Genomic DNA, 17655 nt, shown 5'->3' on the forward strand with positions numbered 1-17655 from the left:
GATGAGCAAAGAACAGGTTCTAACCAATGCCCGCATCGTTCTGGAGGACAGTGTCCTCGACGGTTCGGTGCTGATCCGCGACGGCAAGATTGCCGATATTTCCGAGGGAACGGTCGCCGGCGGCGAGGACTTCGAAGGCGACTATCTGATCCCCGGCCTCATTGAACTGCACACCGATCACCTCGAAGCGCACTATTCGCCGCGCCCGGGCGTACGCTGGCTGAAGATCGCGGCGATTCAGGCGCATGACGCGCAGGTCGTCACCTCCGGCATCACCACGGTGTTCGACTGCCTGCGTCTAGGTTCCGACGAAGACGGCGGCTTCCAGAAGGGCGAGATGCGCAGCATGGCCGATGCCCTGGCGCAGGCCAAGGAAGAAGGCCGGTTGCGCGCCGATCACCTGATCCATCTGCGCTGCGAAGTGTCGACCTCCGACGTGCTCGACCACTACGAGGACTTCCAGAACGATCCGCAGGTCAAGCTCGTCTCGCTGATGGACCATGCGCCCGGTCAGCGCCAGTTCCAGACGATGGACCAGTACACGCTCTACTACAAATCCAAGCGCGGCCTCTCGGACGAGGAATTCGCCCGTTTCGTCGAGCGTCAGCAGGCGCTTTCGGCAAAATACGCCGGCCCGCACCGTACCGCGCTTGCCCAGGCCTGCGCCGCCCGCGGCATCACTATCGCCAGCCACGACGACGCAACCGTCGGCCATGTCGAGGAATCGATCGGCTTCGGTATCAAGCTTGCCGAATTCCCGACGAGCTTCGAAGCGGCGGAAGCTTCGCACCGGGCGGGCTTGAGCGTGCTCATGGGCGCCCCGAACATCGTGCGCGGCAAGTCGCACTCGGGCAACATCGCCGCACGTGACCTTGCAGAGCGTGGTGTCCTCGACGTGCTGTCGTCGGACTATGTGCCCTTCAGCCTGATCCATGCGCCGTTCGTCCTTTCCGACGAAATCGAGGCGATCGACCTGCCGAAGGCAATCGCGATGGTGACCTCGACGCCGGCGCGCACCGTTGGTCTTAACGACCGCGGCCGCGTCGCGGTCGGCCTGCGTGCCGATGTCGCCCGCGTCCACCGCAAGGAAGGCATTCCGGTCGTGCGTTCCGTCTGGCGCGAAGGACGGCGTGTCGCATGAGCGCGCGCGAACGAGGTGGCGCGCTCGTCGTCGTCGTCGGACCGAGCGGCGCCGGCAAGGACAGCGTCATGGGCTTTGCCGCCCGGCACTTTGCCGACTGTCACGACGTGCACTTCGTCCGCCGCGTCATCACGCGCCCTTCGGATGCCGGCAGCGAGGTGCATGAAAGCGTCTCGGAAGACGAATTCGCCGGCATGCAGAAGGACGGCGCCTTCGCCGTCTCCTGGGACGCGCATGGGCTGAAATACGGCATCCCCTCCGCGGTACTCCAAAATGTCAGGAACGGCACCACGGCAATCGTCAACGGCAGCCGTGGTGCCTTGCCTGCGTTCCGGGAAGCCTTCGGAGAGATTGCCGTCGTGGTGATCACGGCGGAAACGCCGGTGCTCGCGACGCGCCTTGCCGAGCGCGGCCGCGAGAGCGAAGAAGAGGTATTGCGGCGGCTCAGTCGCCAGGCCCCCGATGTCACATCGGGCCCCGGTGTCAGCGTCATCGACAACAGCGGCAGGCTTGAAGTCGCCGGCAATCGCTTCGTCGAGGTCGTGGAACGGCTGCGCATCAAGGCGGATCACGCCGCTTAGCGTGATCCATTCTTTGCCGCATCAGGGCTTCGACTCACGGACACTCTCGCGCTTATCCTTTCCTAAACATAAGCGGCGGCCCCGAACCTCAGGTTCGGGGCCTTTCTTTTTTTGCGCTCATGAAACCCGACTCCGGGAAAAAACTCCCAAGAAATCAGATGTCTAAAGCCGTCTGCTCAGATGTCTCATCGCTTTGAGGCGAACCGATCGCCCTTTCCTTTTCCTCCAGACCGCCAATTTTCCTCTTGTGGAGCGAATTAATATGTATATACATTATATCCAGTGGAGGCGACCTTATGAACCAACTCTCGACCCGCAAGCAGGCATCCGGCATCTGGCGCAACGTGCGTCTGGTGACGCTCGGCGAAAGCGTCGACGGACTCGATGTCATCGAGGATGCCGCGGTTGCGGTCGTCGATGGTCGTATCGTCTATGCTGGTGCTGAGCGTGATCTTCCTGCAGACTTCGCGCGCAGCCTTGAGGCCACCGACTGCAAGGGGCGCGTCATGACGCCCGCCCTCATCGATTGCCACACCCATCTCGTCCACGGCGGCAACCGCGCCCGCGAATTCCAGATGCGGCTCGAAGGAGCGACCTATGAGGAGATCGCACGTGCCGGCGGCGGCATCGTCTCCTCGGTGAAGGCGACCAATGCGCTGACGGTGGATCAACTGGTCGAGAGCGCCCTGCCGCGCCTCGACACGCTTCTTTCCGAAGGTGTCTCGACCGTCGAAATCAAGTCCGGTTACGGGCTTAATGTGGCTGCCGAGCTCAACATGTTGCGCGCGGCCCGCAAGCTCGAAACTCTCCGCCCGGTGCGTATCGTCACCAGCTACCTCGCCGCGCATGCGACGCCGGCCGACTACAAGGGCCGCAACGGCGACTATATCTCCGACGTGGTGCTGCCCGGCCTCGACGCGGCTCACGCCGAAGGGCTGGTCGACGCTGTCGACGGCTTCTGCGAGGGCATTGCCTTTTCGACCGCGGAAATCGCCCGGGTCTTCGACCGCGCCAGGGCGCTCGGCCTGCCGGTGAAGCTCCATGCCGAGCAGCTCTCCAATCTCGGCGGCGCCAAGCTTGCGGCTTCTTACGGCGCGCTTTCGGCCGACCATCTGGAATATCTCGACGCCGAAGGTGCCGCAGCTCTTGCCAAGGCGGGGACCGTCGCGGTGCTGCTACCTGGCGCCTTCTATGCACTGCGCGAAGAGCGCCTGCCGCCGGTGCAGGCGCTGCGCGACGCCGGCGCGCCTATCGCAATCGCTACCGACTGCAACCCCGGCACCTCGCCGCTGACCTCGTTGCTCCTCACCATGAACATGTCGGCGACCTTCTTCCGGCTGACGGTTGCAGAGTGCCTTGCCGGTGCGACGCGCGAAGCTGCACGCGCCCTCGGCCTGCTCACTGAGACCGGCACGATCGAGGTCGGCAAATCAGCCGATCTCGCGATTTGGAACATCGAGGATCCCGCCGAGCTCGTCTACCGCATCGGTTTCAATCCGCTTCATGAACGCATCTTCAGAGGGCAAAGGACTGGTCAATGACCATTATTCTGCATCCGGGCTCCGTGCCCCTTCGTGACCTCGAAACCATCTACTGGACCGGTGAACCCGCCCGTCTCGACCCGTCCTTTGACGCCGGTATTGAGAAGGCCGCACGCCGCATCGCCGACATCGTCGCCGGCAACGCGCCGGTCTACGGCATCAACACCGGCTTCGGCAAACTGGCTTCGATCAAGATCGACAGCGCCGACGTCGCGACGCTGCAGCGCAACCTGATCCTGTCGCATTGCTGCGGCGTCGGCGAGCCGCTCGCCGAAAACATCGTGCGCCTCATCCTGTCGCTGAAGCTCGTCTCGCTCGGTCGCGGCGCCTCCGGCGTTCGCCTCGAACTCGTTCGGCTGATCGAAGCCATGCTCGAAAAGGGTGTGATCCCCGTCATTCCCGAAAAGGGCTCGGTCGGCGCATCCGGCGACCTCGCGCCGCTCGCCCATATGGCGGCGGTGATGATGGGCCATGGCGAAGCCTTCTTCGAGGGACGCCGCATGTCGGGCGCCGAAGCGCTTGCCGCCGCGGGCCTGGCGCCCGTCGTGCTTGCGGCCAAGGAAGGCCTGGCGCTGATCAACGGCACCCAGACCTCGACGGCCCTGGCACTCGCCGGTCTCTTCCGCACGCACCGTGCCGCGCAGGCCGCGCTGATCACCGGCGCCCTGTCGACCGATGCGGCGATGGGATCCTCCGCGCCCTTCCATCCCGACATTCACACGCTGCGCGGCCATCGTGGCCAGATCGACACGGCCGCAGCCCTGCGTGCACTTCTTGCCGGCTCGGCCATCCGCGAAAGCCATATCGAAGGCGACGAGCGCGTGCAGGATCCCTATTGCATCCGTTGCCAGCCGCAGGTCGATGGCGCTTGCCTCGATCTCTTGCGCTCCGTTGCCCGCACGCTCGAGACCGAAGCCAACGCCGTCACCGACAATCCGCTGGTGCTCTCGGACAATTCCGTCGTCTCCGGCGGCAACTTCCACGCCGAACCGGTCGCCTTCGCCGCCGACCAGATCGCGCTCGCCGTCTGCGAGATCGGCGCGATCTCGCAGCGCCGCATCGCGCTGCTCGTCGACCCTGCCCTTTCCTATGGCCTGCCGGCCTTCCTCGCGAAGAAACCGGGCCTCAACTCCGGCCTGATGATCGCCGAGGTCACCTCCGCCGCGCTGATGTCGGAAAACAAGCAGCTCTCGCATCCGGCCTCGGTCGACTCGACGCCAACGTCGGCCAACCAGGAAGACCACGTTTCCATGGCCTGCCATGGTGCTCGCCGCCTGCTGCTGATGACCGAAAACCTCTTCTCGATCGTCGGCATCGAAGCGCTGACGGCCGTCCAGGGCGTGGAATTCCGCGCGCCGCTCACGACGAGCCCGGAACTTCAGAAGGCCGCCGCCGCACTTCGCGCCGTCTCGCCGACGATTGAAGAAGACCGCTATATGGCCACCGACCTCAAGGCAGCCGGCGACCTCATCGCTTCCGGTCGCCTGAACGCCGCGGTCTCCGCCGGCATCCTTCCCAGCCTGGAGGCGTGAGATGGCGGTTTTCGAAGTCAAAAGGGGAAACTCACCGGTCATCCTCGGATTTCCGCACACGGGCACTGACGTGCCGGGTGCGATCTGGGATCGGCTCAACGACAACGGTCGGATCTTGGCCGATACCGATTGGCACATCCACCAGCTCTATGATGGTCTGCTGCCGGAGGTGACCGTCGTTCGCGCCACCTTCCACCGCTACGTGATCGACGCCAACCGCGATCCCGCCGGCGTCAGCCTCTATCCCGGCCAGAACACGACCGGCCTCATCCCGGAAACGGATTTCGACGGCAAGCCGATCTGGAAGGATGGCGAGGCGCCAACCGAAGCCGATATCGCCGAACGTCTGCGGACGTTCCACGCGCCCTATCACGCAGCACTCGCCGCCGAGATCGAACGTATCAAGGCAATCCACGGCGTCGTCGTGCTCTATGACTGCCATTCGATCCGCTCGCATATCCCGTTCCTCTTCGAAGGAAAGCTGCCGGATCTCAACATCGGCACCGACATGGGCAAGACCTGCGCGCCGGAGATCGAGAAGGCGACTGCCGATATCGCTGCTGCGGCAGAGGGTTACACCAGTATTCTCAACGGCCGCTTCAAGGGTGGATGGACCACCCGCCACTATGGCCGGCCGGAAACCGGCGTGCATGCGATCCAGATGGAGCTCGCGCAATCGACCCATCTCGCCGCAGAAGAGCCGCCCTTCGCGCTCGACGCCGCCCGTAGCGCGCGGCTGCGCGAACCACTGAAAGCCATCCTCAACCGCATCGAAACCATCGCATTTGACCTCAAGACACAGACAGGGAGCGAGGCATGACCATGAACAATCCGCGCCACAACATTCGCGACGTGCGCGCCCCCCAGGGCACAACGCTCAATGCTAAGAGCTGGCTGACCGAAGCGCCGCTGCGCATGCTGATGAACAACCTCGACCCGAACGTTGCGGAAAACCCGCACGAACTGGTCGTCTATGGCGGCATCGGCCGGGCGGCGCGCACCTGGGCCGATTTCGACAAGATCGTCGAGACGCTCAAGGACCTCAACGACGATGAGACGCTGATGGTGCAGTCCGGCAAGCCGGTCGGTGTTTTCCGCACCCACAAGGACGCCCCGCGCGTGCTGATCGCCAACTCGAACCTCGTGCCGCATTGGGCGACCTGGGATCACTTCAACGAGCTGGATAAGAAAGGTCTCGCCATGTACGGGCAGATGACCGCCGGCTCCTGGATCTACATCGGCACGCAGGGCATCGTTCAGGGCACCTACGAGACCTTCGTGGAGGCCGGCCGCCAGCACTATGGCGACAACCTTAAGGGCAAGTGGGTGCTGACCGGCGGCCTTGGCGGCATGGGTGGTGCCCAGCCGCTCGCCGCCGTCATGGCCGGCGCCTCGTGCCTGGCCGTCGAGTGCAATCCGGACTCGATCGATTTCCGTCTGCGCACCCGCTACCTCGACGAGAAGGCCGAATCACTGGACGAGGCGATGGAGATGATCGCGCGCTGGACCAAGAATGGCGAAGCGAAGTCCGTCGGCCTGCTCGGCAACACCGCCGAGATCCTGCCGGAAATGGTCCGCCGCGGCATCCGTCCCGACATGGTCACCGACCAGACCTCGGCACATGACCCGGTCAACGGCTATCTGCCGAAGGGCTGGACGATGGGCCAGTGGAAGGAAAAGCGCGTCAGCGATCCGAAGGCGGTCGAAAAGGCTGCGCGCGCTTCGATGCGCGATCATGTCGAAGCGATGATTGCCTTCCAGGACATGGGCATTCCGACCTTCGACTACGGCAACAACATCCGCCAGATGGCCAAGGAAGAAGGTCTCGAAAACGCCTTCGCCTTCCCGGGCTTCGTTCCGGCCTATATCCGTCCGCTCTTCTGCCGCGGCATCGGTCCGTTCCGCTGGGCGGCCCTGTCAGGCGATCCGGAAGACATCTACAAGACCGACGCCAAGGTCAAGGAACTGCTGCCCGACAACAAGCACCTGCACAACTGGCTTGACATGGCCCGCGAGCGCATCTCCTTCCAGGGCCTGCCGGCACGCATCTGCTGGGTCGGCCTCGGCGATCGCCACCGCCTCGGCCTCGCCTTCAACGAAATGGTCAAGAACGGCGAACTGAAGGCTCCCGTCGTCATCGGCCGCGACCATCTCGACTCGGGCTCGGTCGCCTCGCCGAACCGCGAGACCGAAGCGATGAAGGACGGCTCGGACGCCGTCTCCGACTGGCCGTTGCTCAATGCCCTGCTCAACACCGCATCGGGTGCCACCTGGGTGTCGCTGCATCATGGCGGCGGCGTCGGCATGGGCTTCTCGCAACATTCAGGCGTCGTCATCTGCGCCGACGGCACGGACGATGCGGCCAAGCGACTTGAGCGCGTGCTCTGGAACGATCCGGCAACCGGCGTCATGCGCCATGCCGATGCGGGCTACGACATTGCCCTTGATTGCGCCAAGGAGAAGGGCCTGCGCCTGCCGGGCATCCTCGGCAACTGATGTTGTCTTCGGGGCGCCTCACGGCGCCCCGAACGTTCTTGGATGAGATGAGCTTTTGCCGTCAAGCACCAGCAGCAATACCAGCCCGGCAAATCCCCCGACACCGCCGAGCAGTGCGGTCCCTGAATAGTCGCTGATCCGGGTACCGAGCGCAAAGAGCCCGGCACAAAGCCCGCCGCTCAAGAAAAGGTTCACGGCGATCAGTGAGCTTCCAAGTCCCGGCCGGTCGGCAATCAGGTCTTGAAGATAGCTGATCGGAATGGTGATCAGCGCCGCGGCACCGAAGGCGCTGATGAGCGTGAGCGCGTAGATTTGCCATGTGGCAGCGGAAAAACCGAGCAGCAGCATGTAGCCGATATAGATGGCGCTCCCTAGCGCCAGCGCCTTGAAGGGGACGAGGCTCAACTGAATGCGCGCCCAGACGAAGATGAAGACGACTTCCAGGAAGGCGACGATACCGACGATGATGCCGATATCGGTGACGCTTCCGCCGATTTCGTCGGTCATGATCAGAGGCAGCACCGCGGCATTGACATGCAGCGTCGAGGTGACCGTCGCAACGGCAATCACCCGCAGAAAGATGCGCGGCGTCAGGATTTCCCGGAACGATGTCCAGTAGGACAGCCGCTTGCCGAGCGACGGATCGACGCCGCCCTCATTGGGGAGCGAAAAGAAAACGATCAGCAGGTTGACGGTGCAGCCAAGACAGGCAAGCAGATAGGCAGGCAACATGCTCTCTCCGCCCGCCAGCGCAAAGCCCACCAGTCCCGGCACCAGCACCCAGGCAAGCGAGATGGCGGCACGCGCGCCCGTCGTCAGGGATGCCGCATCATGCCCACTCATCCGCCGTGCGATGCTGCGCACATTGGCGAAGAGAAGCGTATAGAGTGAGCCGTAGATCGGCAGCAGCAAAAGGACGCTGATGACGAAACTCATCTGGTGCGGCAGCAGATAGACGATGCCATAGCCGACGACGCCGAAGAGGATCGCCGTTGACATCAGCACCCGGTAGTTGCCGACTCGATCGGCAAGAATGCCGATCGAAACGCTGACGATGACATTGACCGTCGAAGCGAGAAGGATCAGCAACGAATAGACGGCGTCGCTAAGCCCCAACTCGTTGATGCCGACGACCGACTGGTAGGGCGAGGTTGCTGCCCCCGCAAAGCCGAACAGGAAGATAGCCAGCATGCTGATCCGCATGGCCGGGTTGCGCATGGCGCCGAGAATGGTGGAAGTCATACCAGAACGTGTCCGCGAAGCGGGTGGAGGGCGCTGCAAAATTCCTTAAATCGGCATCGATTCAAGGACAATCATACAGCAACTTGAAGTATCGCTGCGACCTTGGCGCGTCTTCAGAAGACGCGCGGCGCTGCAGCAGAAAGCCTACCCAAGATTCAGGTAGGAACAATGCGGATAGCGCGACCTCAGTCGTCGCTCGACCAACGGGCCGAGAACCGCGCAGCCGGCTCGAAGGCAAAGTCCTGATCGAAGGGGTAGGCCGGCCGCTGGCGGCGGAGGCTTGCCAGACCGGCGATACCCTGATTGACGACGCCTTCGGTCAGGGCCATCAGATTGGGGTTGGCGATCGGCGCCAGTTCCGGCGACAGGTAACCCGACTTGACGACCAGCAACCGCACGGCGTGGGGATCGAGCCCCAGCCGACGGAAGTCCGCGATATCGTGATAGGGCCTGCGGCGCGCGGCAATGACGATATCGATCGCGCCGACACGCACCACCGCCTGCCGCTCCCTCTGAGCACCCGGATCGTCGAGGCTGACGACCTCCACCAGCATCTCGGCGCTTGGGCTTGCCGGGTCGAGGCTTCCGCCGATCTTGAGCATCAGCGTTTCGCCAACACCCGCGTCGAAACAGGCCTCGACAGCGGGCCGGTCGGTGATGCCGGCAATCAAGGCGCCGCGCCAGTTGCGTACAAGCAGCGCCTTCAGTACATCGGCACGGTCGCCGACGCCGCCGCCGGTCGGGTTGTCGCCGGAGTCGGCGAGGATGATCGGCGTTGTCGTCGCCCGCTCGGCGATGTCGAGCATCTCGTCGAGCGGTCCCGTCACCGGACCGAAACGGAAGTTGTTCCGCTCCGCCCAGTAGCCAGCGGCGATCTCTTCGACCGCTTGCTTGGCCGCGGCTCTATCCGTCGCGGTGACGACTGCGCAGGCGGTAGCCCGCGGCTCATCGGCCCAGACGTAACCGACCATCAGGTTCGCGTCGAGGATCCCCCGCCGCTTGTCGATCTCTGGCAGCTGCGCATAAAGCGACTTCGCCGGCTCGTCCTCGGTCGAGGTGCATTCGCCGGGCAGCAACACCGGAACCGGCGCCCAGGCGATACCCGGGCGCGTTCCGTCTTTGAGGGCCGAGACGAGCATCGACCAGGCACGGGTCATGGTTTCCGGCGTGTCGATATGCGGCGCGGTGCGGTAGGCGGCGAAGATATCGAGCTGATCGATGATCTTCTGGCTGACATTACCGTGCAGGTCATAGCTCGCCGCGATCGGGCAATCGGGGCCGACGACGGCACGGGCGGCCGAGATCCAGTCGCCTTCTGCATCGTCCATGCCGTCGACCTTGATCGCGCCATGCATGGCGAGATAGAGGCCGTCGATCGGCAGAGCGTCGTTGAGCTTTACGAAGAACTCCGCCTTGAACGCCTCATAGGTCGGGCGCGATACGGGTCCGCCCGGCACGGCGCGCGCATGCAAGAGCGGCAAATGCTCGACGCCTTCGGCTTTCATGAAGCTGAAATAGTCCACGTCGAGCAACGCCTGCCCGCGCAGGACACGGAAATCCTCCTCCGTCATCAGAACCGGTGAATAGGTGCTGCACTCGGTGTGGATGCCACCAACGGCGATGCGCATGGATTTTCCTCTCAGAGGTTCGGGCTGAGCGGCGCGATTGCCGCGAAACGCAGCCAATCCTTCGCCGACTTGGGTGTCCAGGCCGCTTCGGCGATCGCCGGAAGCCGCGGGAAGACCAAACGGTTGAAGTAGCCGCGCGAGAGGAAGTGCTCGCACCAGATGCAAGCCTGGACGCCCTTGAGGCGCGGCTTCAACTCCTCGGGGAATTCACCCTCGGCCTCATAGCCGTAGGTATGGGCGGGCGTTGCCGTACCAGCCCAGCTCGCACCGGGCTCCTGCCACGCGTCGGCCTGCGCCATGTCGAGGTAATAGGCCTGTCCGGGCGTCATCACCACGTCATAACCTTCGCGCGCGAGCTCGATGCCGACCTCCGGCCGCTCCCAGGCCATCAGCAGCGTATCTTCGGTCGAGACACCGCCGCCATGCGCCACCTCGTTCCAGCCGGCGAGCTTGCGGCCACGCGCCGTCAGCATCTGTTTCACCCGTTTCAGGAAATAGGACTGCAGCGCGAAGGTACCGGAAATGCCCTCCTGCTCCATTAGCTTCTTGGCAAGGGGCGAAGCAAGCCACGAGCCATTCGCCACTTCGTCGCCGCCGATATGGATGTACGCACTCGGGAAGAGCCCGACCATCTCGTCGAAGACCTTCTCGAGGAAATCGTAGGTGAAGGCGACGGCCGGATTGAGCGCATTGTTCGGATAGCCCTGGACCGAGTGGTAGCTCTCCGGCGCCTCCTGGCCATCGGTCAGATCCGGAAGCGCAACGAGCGTCGCCGTACTGTGTCCGGGAATGTCGATTTCCGGAACGACATCGATGTGGAGCGACGTTGCCTGCGCGACGATCGTCTTGACGTCCGCCTGGCTGTAGAAGCCTCCCACGGGCTCTGCACCATTGCCGAGCTGCGGCAAGAGCGGTTCATCGGGGCCACGCAGAACGCCGAGCGTCGTCAGCTCCGGAAACGCCTTGATCTCCAGGCGCCACGCCTCATCATCCGTCAGATGCCAGTGGAAGATGTTGAGCTTGAACCAGGCGAGGATATCGATCAGCCGCGCCACGTCCGCAGTCGGGTAGAATTGTCGAGAGACATCGAGGTGGCAGCCGCGCCAGCCGTAGCGCGGTGCATCCGAGATCGTGCCGCTCGCCGGGAAGCGGAACTTGCCGGGATGATTGCGCGCGCCGTGCAGAAGTTGGGCAAGGCTCGTCAGGCCGTATTGGCGGCCGGCGCTGCCGCCGTAACTCAGGCGAATGTCGGTTTCGGAGAAGTCGAGACGATAGGCCTCTGCCGCCAGACCGGCATCCGCGATGAAGACGATCGGCCGCCCATGCCGCGACGCAGCGAGGCTGAAGGGTGCATGGTTCTCGGGAAACAGTCGGTGGAAGAGCGACAGGACGGTATCAAGCGCAGCAATGTCGCCTTGCCCGGTGCCTGTGGCCGGATAGAGAACGACCGGAAAACCTGTTCCGGCACGAAGCTCGAGTGTCGCCGGCCAGGGTTGAAGCGCATAGGGTTGGTCGAGTTTGCCTTCCGGCAGCCGAACCGGCGGCGGCTCACTGACGGCGTTTTCAAGAAGCAAATCCGATACCGCGACCGGGACATGTCGGCCGTCGGCAAGCGTCAGATAGGCGGACTTGGCGCCATCGGTGCAATGGCGCGCATGGCGATGCAGGCCGCTGACGGTGAAGGTCCAGCTTTCGCCGTTGTCGATCGTCAGCCCCTCCGGCGGCGCAAACTCGTGAAAATTGGCGTTGCGGCGCAGGAAGACGGCATTGCCGCAGGCCTCGGGATCGATGACGCGCGTCAACGACGTATAGACGATGCTGAAGCCGGAAAGTGGCGCACCGGAGACATTAAACAGCGTGAAGGTGAACTGGCCGAACGGCCCGCCATCCGGCTGCCAGGACGCCTCGAGACGATAGGAAACCGGGTGCATCTTCTTCCTCCCAAATGCAATGTCAGTAATGGCTTGATTGCGAAAACGTGCGCGCCAGCTCCGCCTGACCGGCGGTAAGGCCGCAATCGACTGGCAGGCAGACGCCCGTAATGGCCGCGGCGAGTGGTCCCGCGAGAAACTGCACGGCATCGGCGACATCGTCGGGATTGACGATGCGCTGCAGCGGATACCAGCGACGTGCCTCCTCGAAGACATCAGGGTTTGCCGCAGCCCTCGCCTCCCAGGCCTGAGTGCGCACGGTGCCGGGGGCAACCGCGTTCGAGCGGATGCCGAACTTGCCGTATTCCACCGCGATGAGCCGCGTCAGATGCAGGAGGCCGGCTTTTGCGGCGCTGTAGGCCGGGTGGCCGAAGACGTTCATGCCGTTGACCGAGGCGATGTTGACCACAGATCCATGGGTATTTTTCAACATGTCCTCGACGGCACGAAAGCACAGGAACGCGGCTTCGAGGTTCAGCGCGTTGTCCATGCGCCAGATCTCAGGCGTCGTATCATGCAGGCTAACGGCGCGGGCAGCACCCGCATTGTTGACGAGCGTGCGAACCGCTCCTCTCTTAGCTGCCGTCGCCGCCATCGCCGCAACGCTAGTCGTGTCGGTCACGTCGCAAGCCATGGCCACGAAGCGTTCGTCATCGCCGAGCGCGCGTGCAGCCCGTTCGGCAGCGTCGGCATCGATGTCGACGAGCAAGATCACGTCGTGATCGTCGGAAAGCCGCCGGGCGATGGCCCGGCCAATATCGCCGGCCGCGCCGGTTACGATCGCGAGGGATTGCGTCATGCGCTGACCTTTCGCGGCGCGTCAGTCTCCGAGAAGCTGGCGATCGTCACCATCGCGGTGCGCCACCAGCTGCTGCTTGATGCGCCGAAGTGTGGTCGTCGCCTGGGCTTGCACCCGATAGGCGACGAGGCTGGAGAGGATGTCGAGCAGCGCCAGATAGGCGATGCGGGTGGAGGTGGGACGATAAATATTGTTGCCTTCTGGCAGGTCGACCGGCACCGTGATGCTGGCCGCGTCCGCCACCGGACTGCCACTCTGCGTCAAAGCAATGGTCGGCACCTTCAACTCGCGCGCCAGCGTGAAGGCACGCACCAGTTCGGCATTGCGGCCGGAAAAGGACGAGCCGATCAGCACATCGCTCGTCCGGGCGGCCGCCGTCATCATCAACTGCATGCTGTGGTCGGAACTGGAGGTGATGCGCAGGCCGTAACGGAAGAGCCGGTTCTGCAGTTCGCCGGCGATCATCGAGGAATTGCCGCCGGAACCAAAGGCGTAGATCATTTCCGCCGCAGCGATCCGCTCGACCGCCTGCTCGATCGCCGCAAGGTCGAGTGAGCGATGCAGCAGAAACAGCGCATTCTGCGCCTTGGTGATGATGTCCTGGGCGACATCGCCGGTCTCGCGGCTCTTCGGCTCGGGCTTCAGGTAGCGCATGCCGATATAGGCTGTGCGGGCGAGCTGCACCTTGAAGTCTGAAAAGCTGTCGCAGCCGAGCCGGCGACAGAAGCGGGTGACGGTCGGCGGCGACACGTCTGCCTTGCTCGCCAGCTCGATGATCGAGGCGTTCACCGCAAACTCGAAGTCATTCAGGAGAATCTCGGCAATGCGGTTTTCCGATTGGGAGAGCCGCCCTTTTTCTTCCTGCAGTGTCGCGAAGATGTCCATCGCCCGGTTATGCCTTGCTTATGATCACGAATGGGAGCGGGATGCGGGCGGAAAACCGCATACACTTTTCCTCATCCCGCTCTAAGATCAGCCTTCCTTCGGCCTGTAGGCGACGCAGTCGATCTCGACCTTGCAATCGACCATCATCGCCGACTGGACGCAGGCCCGTGCCGGCGGATGAGCTCCGAAATACTCCTGGTAGATCTTGTTGAATGTCCAGAAATCCCTGGGATCGTCGAGCCAGACGCCGCAACGAACCACATGCTCGGGACCGTAGCCGGCTTCGGTCAGGATTGCCAGTACGTTGGCGATGGTCTTGTGGGTTTGCGGGATAATCCCGCCCTCGATGATCTCGCCGTTTTCCATGGCAACCTGGCCGGAAACATAAAGCCAGCCGTCCGCTTCCACCGCGCGTGCGAAGGGCAAGGGTTTACCGCCAGCGCCGACCTGTTCCGCACCATAGCGCTTGATCGTCATCATCAGCCTTCTTGCAAATTATTTTCTTTGATCGTTGACAAGTGACCATAGAAAGCTGAATTTGGCTAGTGAAAAACGCCATTCATGAAAAGAATTTCAATCCAGGGCGCAAATATGCGGGATCCTTTCCTCAATCCATTCCCCTCCTCCGACACTGCACGCCATTCGATCTGGGAGATGCTCGTCTCTCGCGATATCGACGCCTTTCTCGCGGCCGACTGGTCGATGGTCGCGGACGACTTCGTCGAGGAGGGCTTCATCGGCATCGACGGTCGTCGCGAGACCAACCCTGACAATTGGCGGCTGACCTTCCCGTCGCTCGCCGCCTATCGTGACGAGTGGCTGCGCCAGGCGGAAGACTTCGCCGGCCAGAGCTTTGCCGAGGATCCACGCACCGCGATCTTCACGACGACGACGCTCGAGGACATCGAGATCAACGGCGACCAGGCGCTGGCACGCAAGAAGTTCGATGGCAGCCTGAAGAAGACAGATGGCAGCGTCGACATCCTGAAATGGCAGACGGTCTACTACTGCCGCCTGCATCAGGGACGCTGGAAGATCGCCGGCTTCACCGGCTACCTGCCGAACCCGATGGGTCCGGCCTAAAGATCGACGCGACAGAAAAGGCAAAGGCATTGCGGATCTTCACTGCGGCGCTTGCGACCGAGACCAACACCTTCTCCCCGATCTGCATCGACCGCCGGGCCTTCAAGGCCTCGCTCTATGCACCACCGGGTGAGCACCCGGAGACCCCGACGCTTTGCACCGCGCCCATCACGGTTGGCCGTCGCGTCGCCGCGGAAAAGGGCTGGGAACTGATCGAAGGCACCGCCACCTGGGCGGATCCGGCAGGCCTCGTCAACCGCGAAACATATGAGGGCCTGCGCGACGAGATCCTCGATCAACTGCGCGCGGCCATGCCGGTCGACGCCGTTGTGCTCGGCCTGCACGGCGCGATGGTCGCTGCCGGCTACGAGGACACCGAGGGCGACTTGCTGGCTCGCGTGCGCGAAATCGTCGGACCCGATATTCTCGTCTGCGCCGAGCTCGATCCCCACAGCCACCTCACGGCCAAGCGCGCCGCGGCTTCGAACTTCTTCGTGTTCTTCAAGGAGTTTCCGCACACCGACTTCGTCGACCGCGCCGAGGACCTTTGGCGCATCGTGGTCGATACGCTCGAAGGCCGCGTGACGCCGGTCATGTCGGTGTTCGACTGCCGGATGATCGACGTCTACCCGACCTCGCGCGAGCCGATGCGGTCCTTCGTCGACAAGCTGATGCGGATCGAAAGAGAAGACGCGGATGTGCTCTCGCTCTCCGTCGTCCATGGCTTCATGGCGGGCGACGTTCCCGAGATGGGTACGAAGATGGTGGCGGTGACCAATGGCAGGCCGGAGAAGGGGCGAAATCTGGCGCGCGAGCTGGGGCTCGAGCTCTTCTCGAAGCGCGGCACCTTTATCATGCCGCAGATCGACGAGAAGCAGGCCGTCAGCGAGGCGTTTGCCGCGGCCGCAGGGCCAGTGGTGATCGCGGATGTCTGGGACAATCCGGGCGGCGGCACGGCTGGTGACGCGACGGTGTTGCTCGAAGAACTGCTGAGACGTGGCGCAACCGACGTTGCGGTCGGAACGATCTGGGATCCAATGGCCGTACAGATCTGCATGGCGGCCGGCGAAGGCGCCGAAATCCGGTTGCGTTTTGGCGCCAAATCAGCCCCCGGAACCGGCAATCCGGTCGACGGCACGGTCAAGGTGGTCAAACTGGTGCGGGACGCCGAGATGCGCTTCGGCGAGAGTTTCGCACCGTTCGGCGACGCCGCTCACATCCATTTCAGCGGTATCGACATCATCCTCAACTCGACCCGGGCACAGAGCTTCGATCCAAGCCTCTTCTCGGTGATGGGCATCGATCCGACCACGAAGAAGATCCTGGTCATCAAGTCGACCAACCATTTCTACGCCTCGTTCTCGAAGATCGCGTCCGAGATCCTTTATTGCTCGGCGGGCACTCCCTATCCGAACAACCCGGCGCGGACCGACTACAAGCGCGCCCGCAAGGATATCTGGCCGAAGGTCGACAATCCGCACGCAGCGGAAAAGGGTGCGGCCTGAACTGCTCTACACGCGCCGCAGTCTCACCCCGCACCGGTACTTCTCGGACGCGTTCAGCACATAGAAAAAAGGGACCGCCGGCTAACGAAAGCCGGCGGTCCCTTTCCTTGTTCTGAACGTTGCGATCAAGCAGCTGCTGGATCGAGCACGCCCATGTCGATGTCGGTCAATTCGACGTGGCGTTCGAGTGCGATGCCCGCTTCGTCGAAGAGATGGCAATCGGCAACCTGGATGCCGGTCTGGATCGTCACCTCCGGCCGGATCGCCGCCGTGCCCGGCAACATGGCGCAGAAGTTTTCGCCTTCGCCGCCAATCGCCGCATAGGCGACCGTATGGGCGCCGAGACGCTCGATCACCGTCGGCGTAACCTTGAGGGTCAGATCTCCGGGCCCGAGCGTGATGTGTTCAGGGCGAACCCCGAGCGTCAGCGTTCGGCCGACGAGGCCGCCTTGCGGGGCCACGGGAATGACCGCCGTCTGCCCCTTGTAGTCGACCTCGACGCCGGCATCGCTGACGCCTTTGCAGCGAACAGGGAGGAAGTTCATCTTCGGATTGCCGATGAAGCCGGCAACGAAGGTATTGGCAGGCTTGTGATAGAGTTCGAGCGGCGCGCCCGTCTGGGCGATCTGCCCGGTATTGAGAACGACGATCCGGTCCGCCATCGTCATCGCCTCGACCTGGTCGTGCGTGACGTAGATCATCGTTGCCTGCAACTGCCGGTGCAGTTTCGCCAGTTCGATGCGCATGTCCGCCCTAAGGGCCGCGTCGAGGTTCGACAACGGCTCGTCGAAGAGGAAGATCTTCGGCTCGCGCACGATCGCCCGCCCGATCGCGACACGCTGGCGCTGGCCGCCGGACAACATGCCGGGCTTCTGCTGCAGGCGCTGGTCGAGGTGCAGGATGCGCGCGGCATGCTCCACCTTCGCCTTCAACTTCTCTTCGGCCATTTTTTCCACGCGAAGCGGAAAGGCGATGTTCTCGAAGACGGTCATGTGCGGATAGAGCGCGTAGGACTGGAAGACCATGGCGATTCCGCGCTTGACCGGCGGCAAGTCGTTGACGCGCTTGCCCTCGATCAGGATATCCCCTGAGCTGGTCTCGTCGAGACCGGCTATCATCCTGAGCAAGGTCGACTTGCCGCAACCGGAGGGTCCGACGAAAACGACGAACTCACCGTTCTTGACTTCGAGATCGATGCCTTTCAGTACCTCGTAAGTCCCGTAGAATTTCTGAATCCGATTGAGATTGAGCTGTCCCAAGAAACTGTCTCCGGCCACCGGCGAGAAGCGGC

General features: G+C 63.2%; 15 protein-coding genes. 8 read left to right on the forward strand and 7 right to left on the reverse strand.

Translation table 11 applies throughout. The annotated features are described in order from the left end of the window. The first annotated feature begins 1 nt into the window (after nucleotide 1). The 6 genes from AC0C6X_RS06275 to hutU all read left to right on the forward strand — a co-directional run bounded on the left by AC0C6X_RS06275 (nucleotide 2) and on the right by hutU (nucleotide 7291). Complete coding sequence (locus AC0C6X_RS06275) at nucleotides 2-1141, forward strand: alpha-D-ribose 1-methylphosphonate 5-triphosphate diphosphatase (RefSeq protein WP_173518603.1); 1140 nt, start codon at nucleotides 2-4, stop codon at nucleotides 1139-1141. Beyond that, nucleotides 1138-1722, forward strand: a complete 585-nt coding sequence (gene phnN / locus AC0C6X_RS06280) for a phosphonate metabolism protein/1,5-bisphosphokinase (PRPP-forming) PhnN (RefSeq protein ID WP_173518604.1) — start codon at nucleotides 1138-1140, stop codon at nucleotides 1720-1722. The genes AC0C6X_RS06275 and phnN overlap by 4 nt, the downstream gene beginning before the upstream one ends. 296 nt (nucleotides 1723-2018) lie before the next feature. Further along, nucleotides 2019-3263, forward strand: a complete 1245-nt coding sequence (gene hutI, locus AC0C6X_RS06285; protein WP_173518605.1) for an imidazolonepropionase — start codon at nucleotides 2019-2021, stop codon at nucleotides 3261-3263. Beyond that, a complete protein-coding gene (gene hutH, locus AC0C6X_RS06290) occupies nucleotides 3260-4795 on the forward strand; it encodes a histidine ammonia-lyase (RefSeq protein ID WP_472952250.1) in 1536 nt (511 codons plus the stop codon). Before hutI ends, hutH begins: the two co-directional genes overlap by 4 nt. Nucleotide 4796: 1 nt before the next feature. Beyond that, nucleotides 4797-5615: an N-formylglutamate deformylase gene (gene hutG, locus AC0C6X_RS06295; RefSeq protein WP_173518607.1), complete on the forward strand. Its 819-nt coding sequence runs from the start codon at nucleotides 4797-4799 to the stop codon at nucleotides 5613-5615. A gap of 2 nt (nucleotides 5616-5617) precedes the next feature. Beyond that, a complete protein-coding gene (gene hutU / locus AC0C6X_RS06300; protein WP_173520110.1) occupies nucleotides 5618-7291 on the forward strand; it encodes a urocanate hydratase in 1674 nt (557 codons plus the stop codon). An 18-nt stretch (nucleotides 7292-7309) separates the two neighbouring features. On the opposite strand, the gene AC0C6X_RS06305 is transcribed toward hutU, so the two are convergent. The 6 genes from AC0C6X_RS06305 to AC0C6X_RS06330 form a co-directional block, all read right to left on the reverse strand. After that, nucleotides 7310-8533 carry an MFS transporter gene (locus tag AC0C6X_RS06305; RefSeq protein ID WP_173518608.1) on the reverse strand — a complete coding sequence of 408 codons (1224 nt, stop codon included), beginning with the start codon at nucleotides 8531-8533 and terminating at the stop codon, nucleotides 7310-7312. A 185-nt stretch (nucleotides 8534-8718) separates the two neighbouring features. Continuing rightward, nucleotides 8719-10161, reverse strand: coding sequence for a M81 family metallopeptidase (locus AC0C6X_RS06310; RefSeq protein WP_472952252.1), 1443 nt, complete (start codon nucleotides 10159-10161; stop codon nucleotides 8719-8721). 11 nt (nucleotides 10162-10172) lie between these two features. Continuing rightward, nucleotides 10173-12092: a beta-N-acetylhexosaminidase gene (locus AC0C6X_RS06315; protein WP_472952253.1), complete on the reverse strand. Its 1920-nt coding sequence runs from the start codon at nucleotides 12090-12092 to the stop codon at nucleotides 10173-10175. Between the two features lie 22 nt (nucleotides 12093-12114). Beyond that, nucleotides 12115-12891 (reverse strand): SDR family oxidoreductase, encoded by a 777-nt coding sequence (locus tag AC0C6X_RS06320; protein ID WP_472952254.1) that lies wholly within the window; start codon nucleotides 12889-12891, stop codon nucleotides 12115-12117. A gap of 21 nt (nucleotides 12892-12912) precedes the next feature. Beyond that, nucleotides 12913-13776, reverse strand: coding sequence for a MurR/RpiR family transcriptional regulator (locus AC0C6X_RS06325; RefSeq protein WP_247959611.1), 864 nt, complete (start codon nucleotides 13774-13776; stop codon nucleotides 12913-12915). An 87-nt stretch (nucleotides 13777-13863) separates the two neighbouring features. Beyond that, the gene (locus tag AC0C6X_RS06330) at nucleotides 13864-14253 is read right to left on the reverse strand and encodes a RidA family protein (RefSeq protein WP_173518613.1); all 390 of its coding nucleotides are present in this window, start codon (nucleotides 14251-14253) and stop codon (nucleotides 13864-13866) included. 114 nt (nucleotides 14254-14367) lie between these two features. Here AC0C6X_RS06330 and AC0C6X_RS06335 point away from each other — a divergent pair, with 114 nt between their 5' ends. Both AC0C6X_RS06335 and AC0C6X_RS06340 read left to right on the forward strand, forming a co-directional pair. Then, entirely contained in the window at nucleotides 14368-14859 is a 492-nt protein-coding gene (locus tag AC0C6X_RS06335) for a hypothetical protein (RefSeq protein ID WP_472952255.1), read from the forward strand. Between the two features lie 29 nt (nucleotides 14860-14888). Then, nucleotides 14889-16364 carry a M81 family metallopeptidase gene (locus tag AC0C6X_RS06340; RefSeq protein WP_472952256.1) on the forward strand — a complete coding sequence of 492 codons (1476 nt, stop codon included), beginning with the start codon at nucleotides 14889-14891 and terminating at the stop codon, nucleotides 16362-16364. A 125-nt stretch (nucleotides 16365-16489) separates the two neighbouring features. On the opposite strand, the gene AC0C6X_RS06345 is transcribed toward AC0C6X_RS06340, so the two are convergent. Next, on the reverse strand, nucleotides 16490-17623 hold the full coding sequence (locus AC0C6X_RS06345) for an ABC transporter ATP-binding protein (RefSeq protein ID WP_472952258.1): 1134 nt from the start codon (nucleotides 17621-17623) through the stop codon (nucleotides 16490-16492). Nucleotides 17624-17655 lie beyond the last annotated feature (32 nt).

The sequence above is a fragment of the Ensifer sp. VA4 genome (assembly GCF_055710065.1).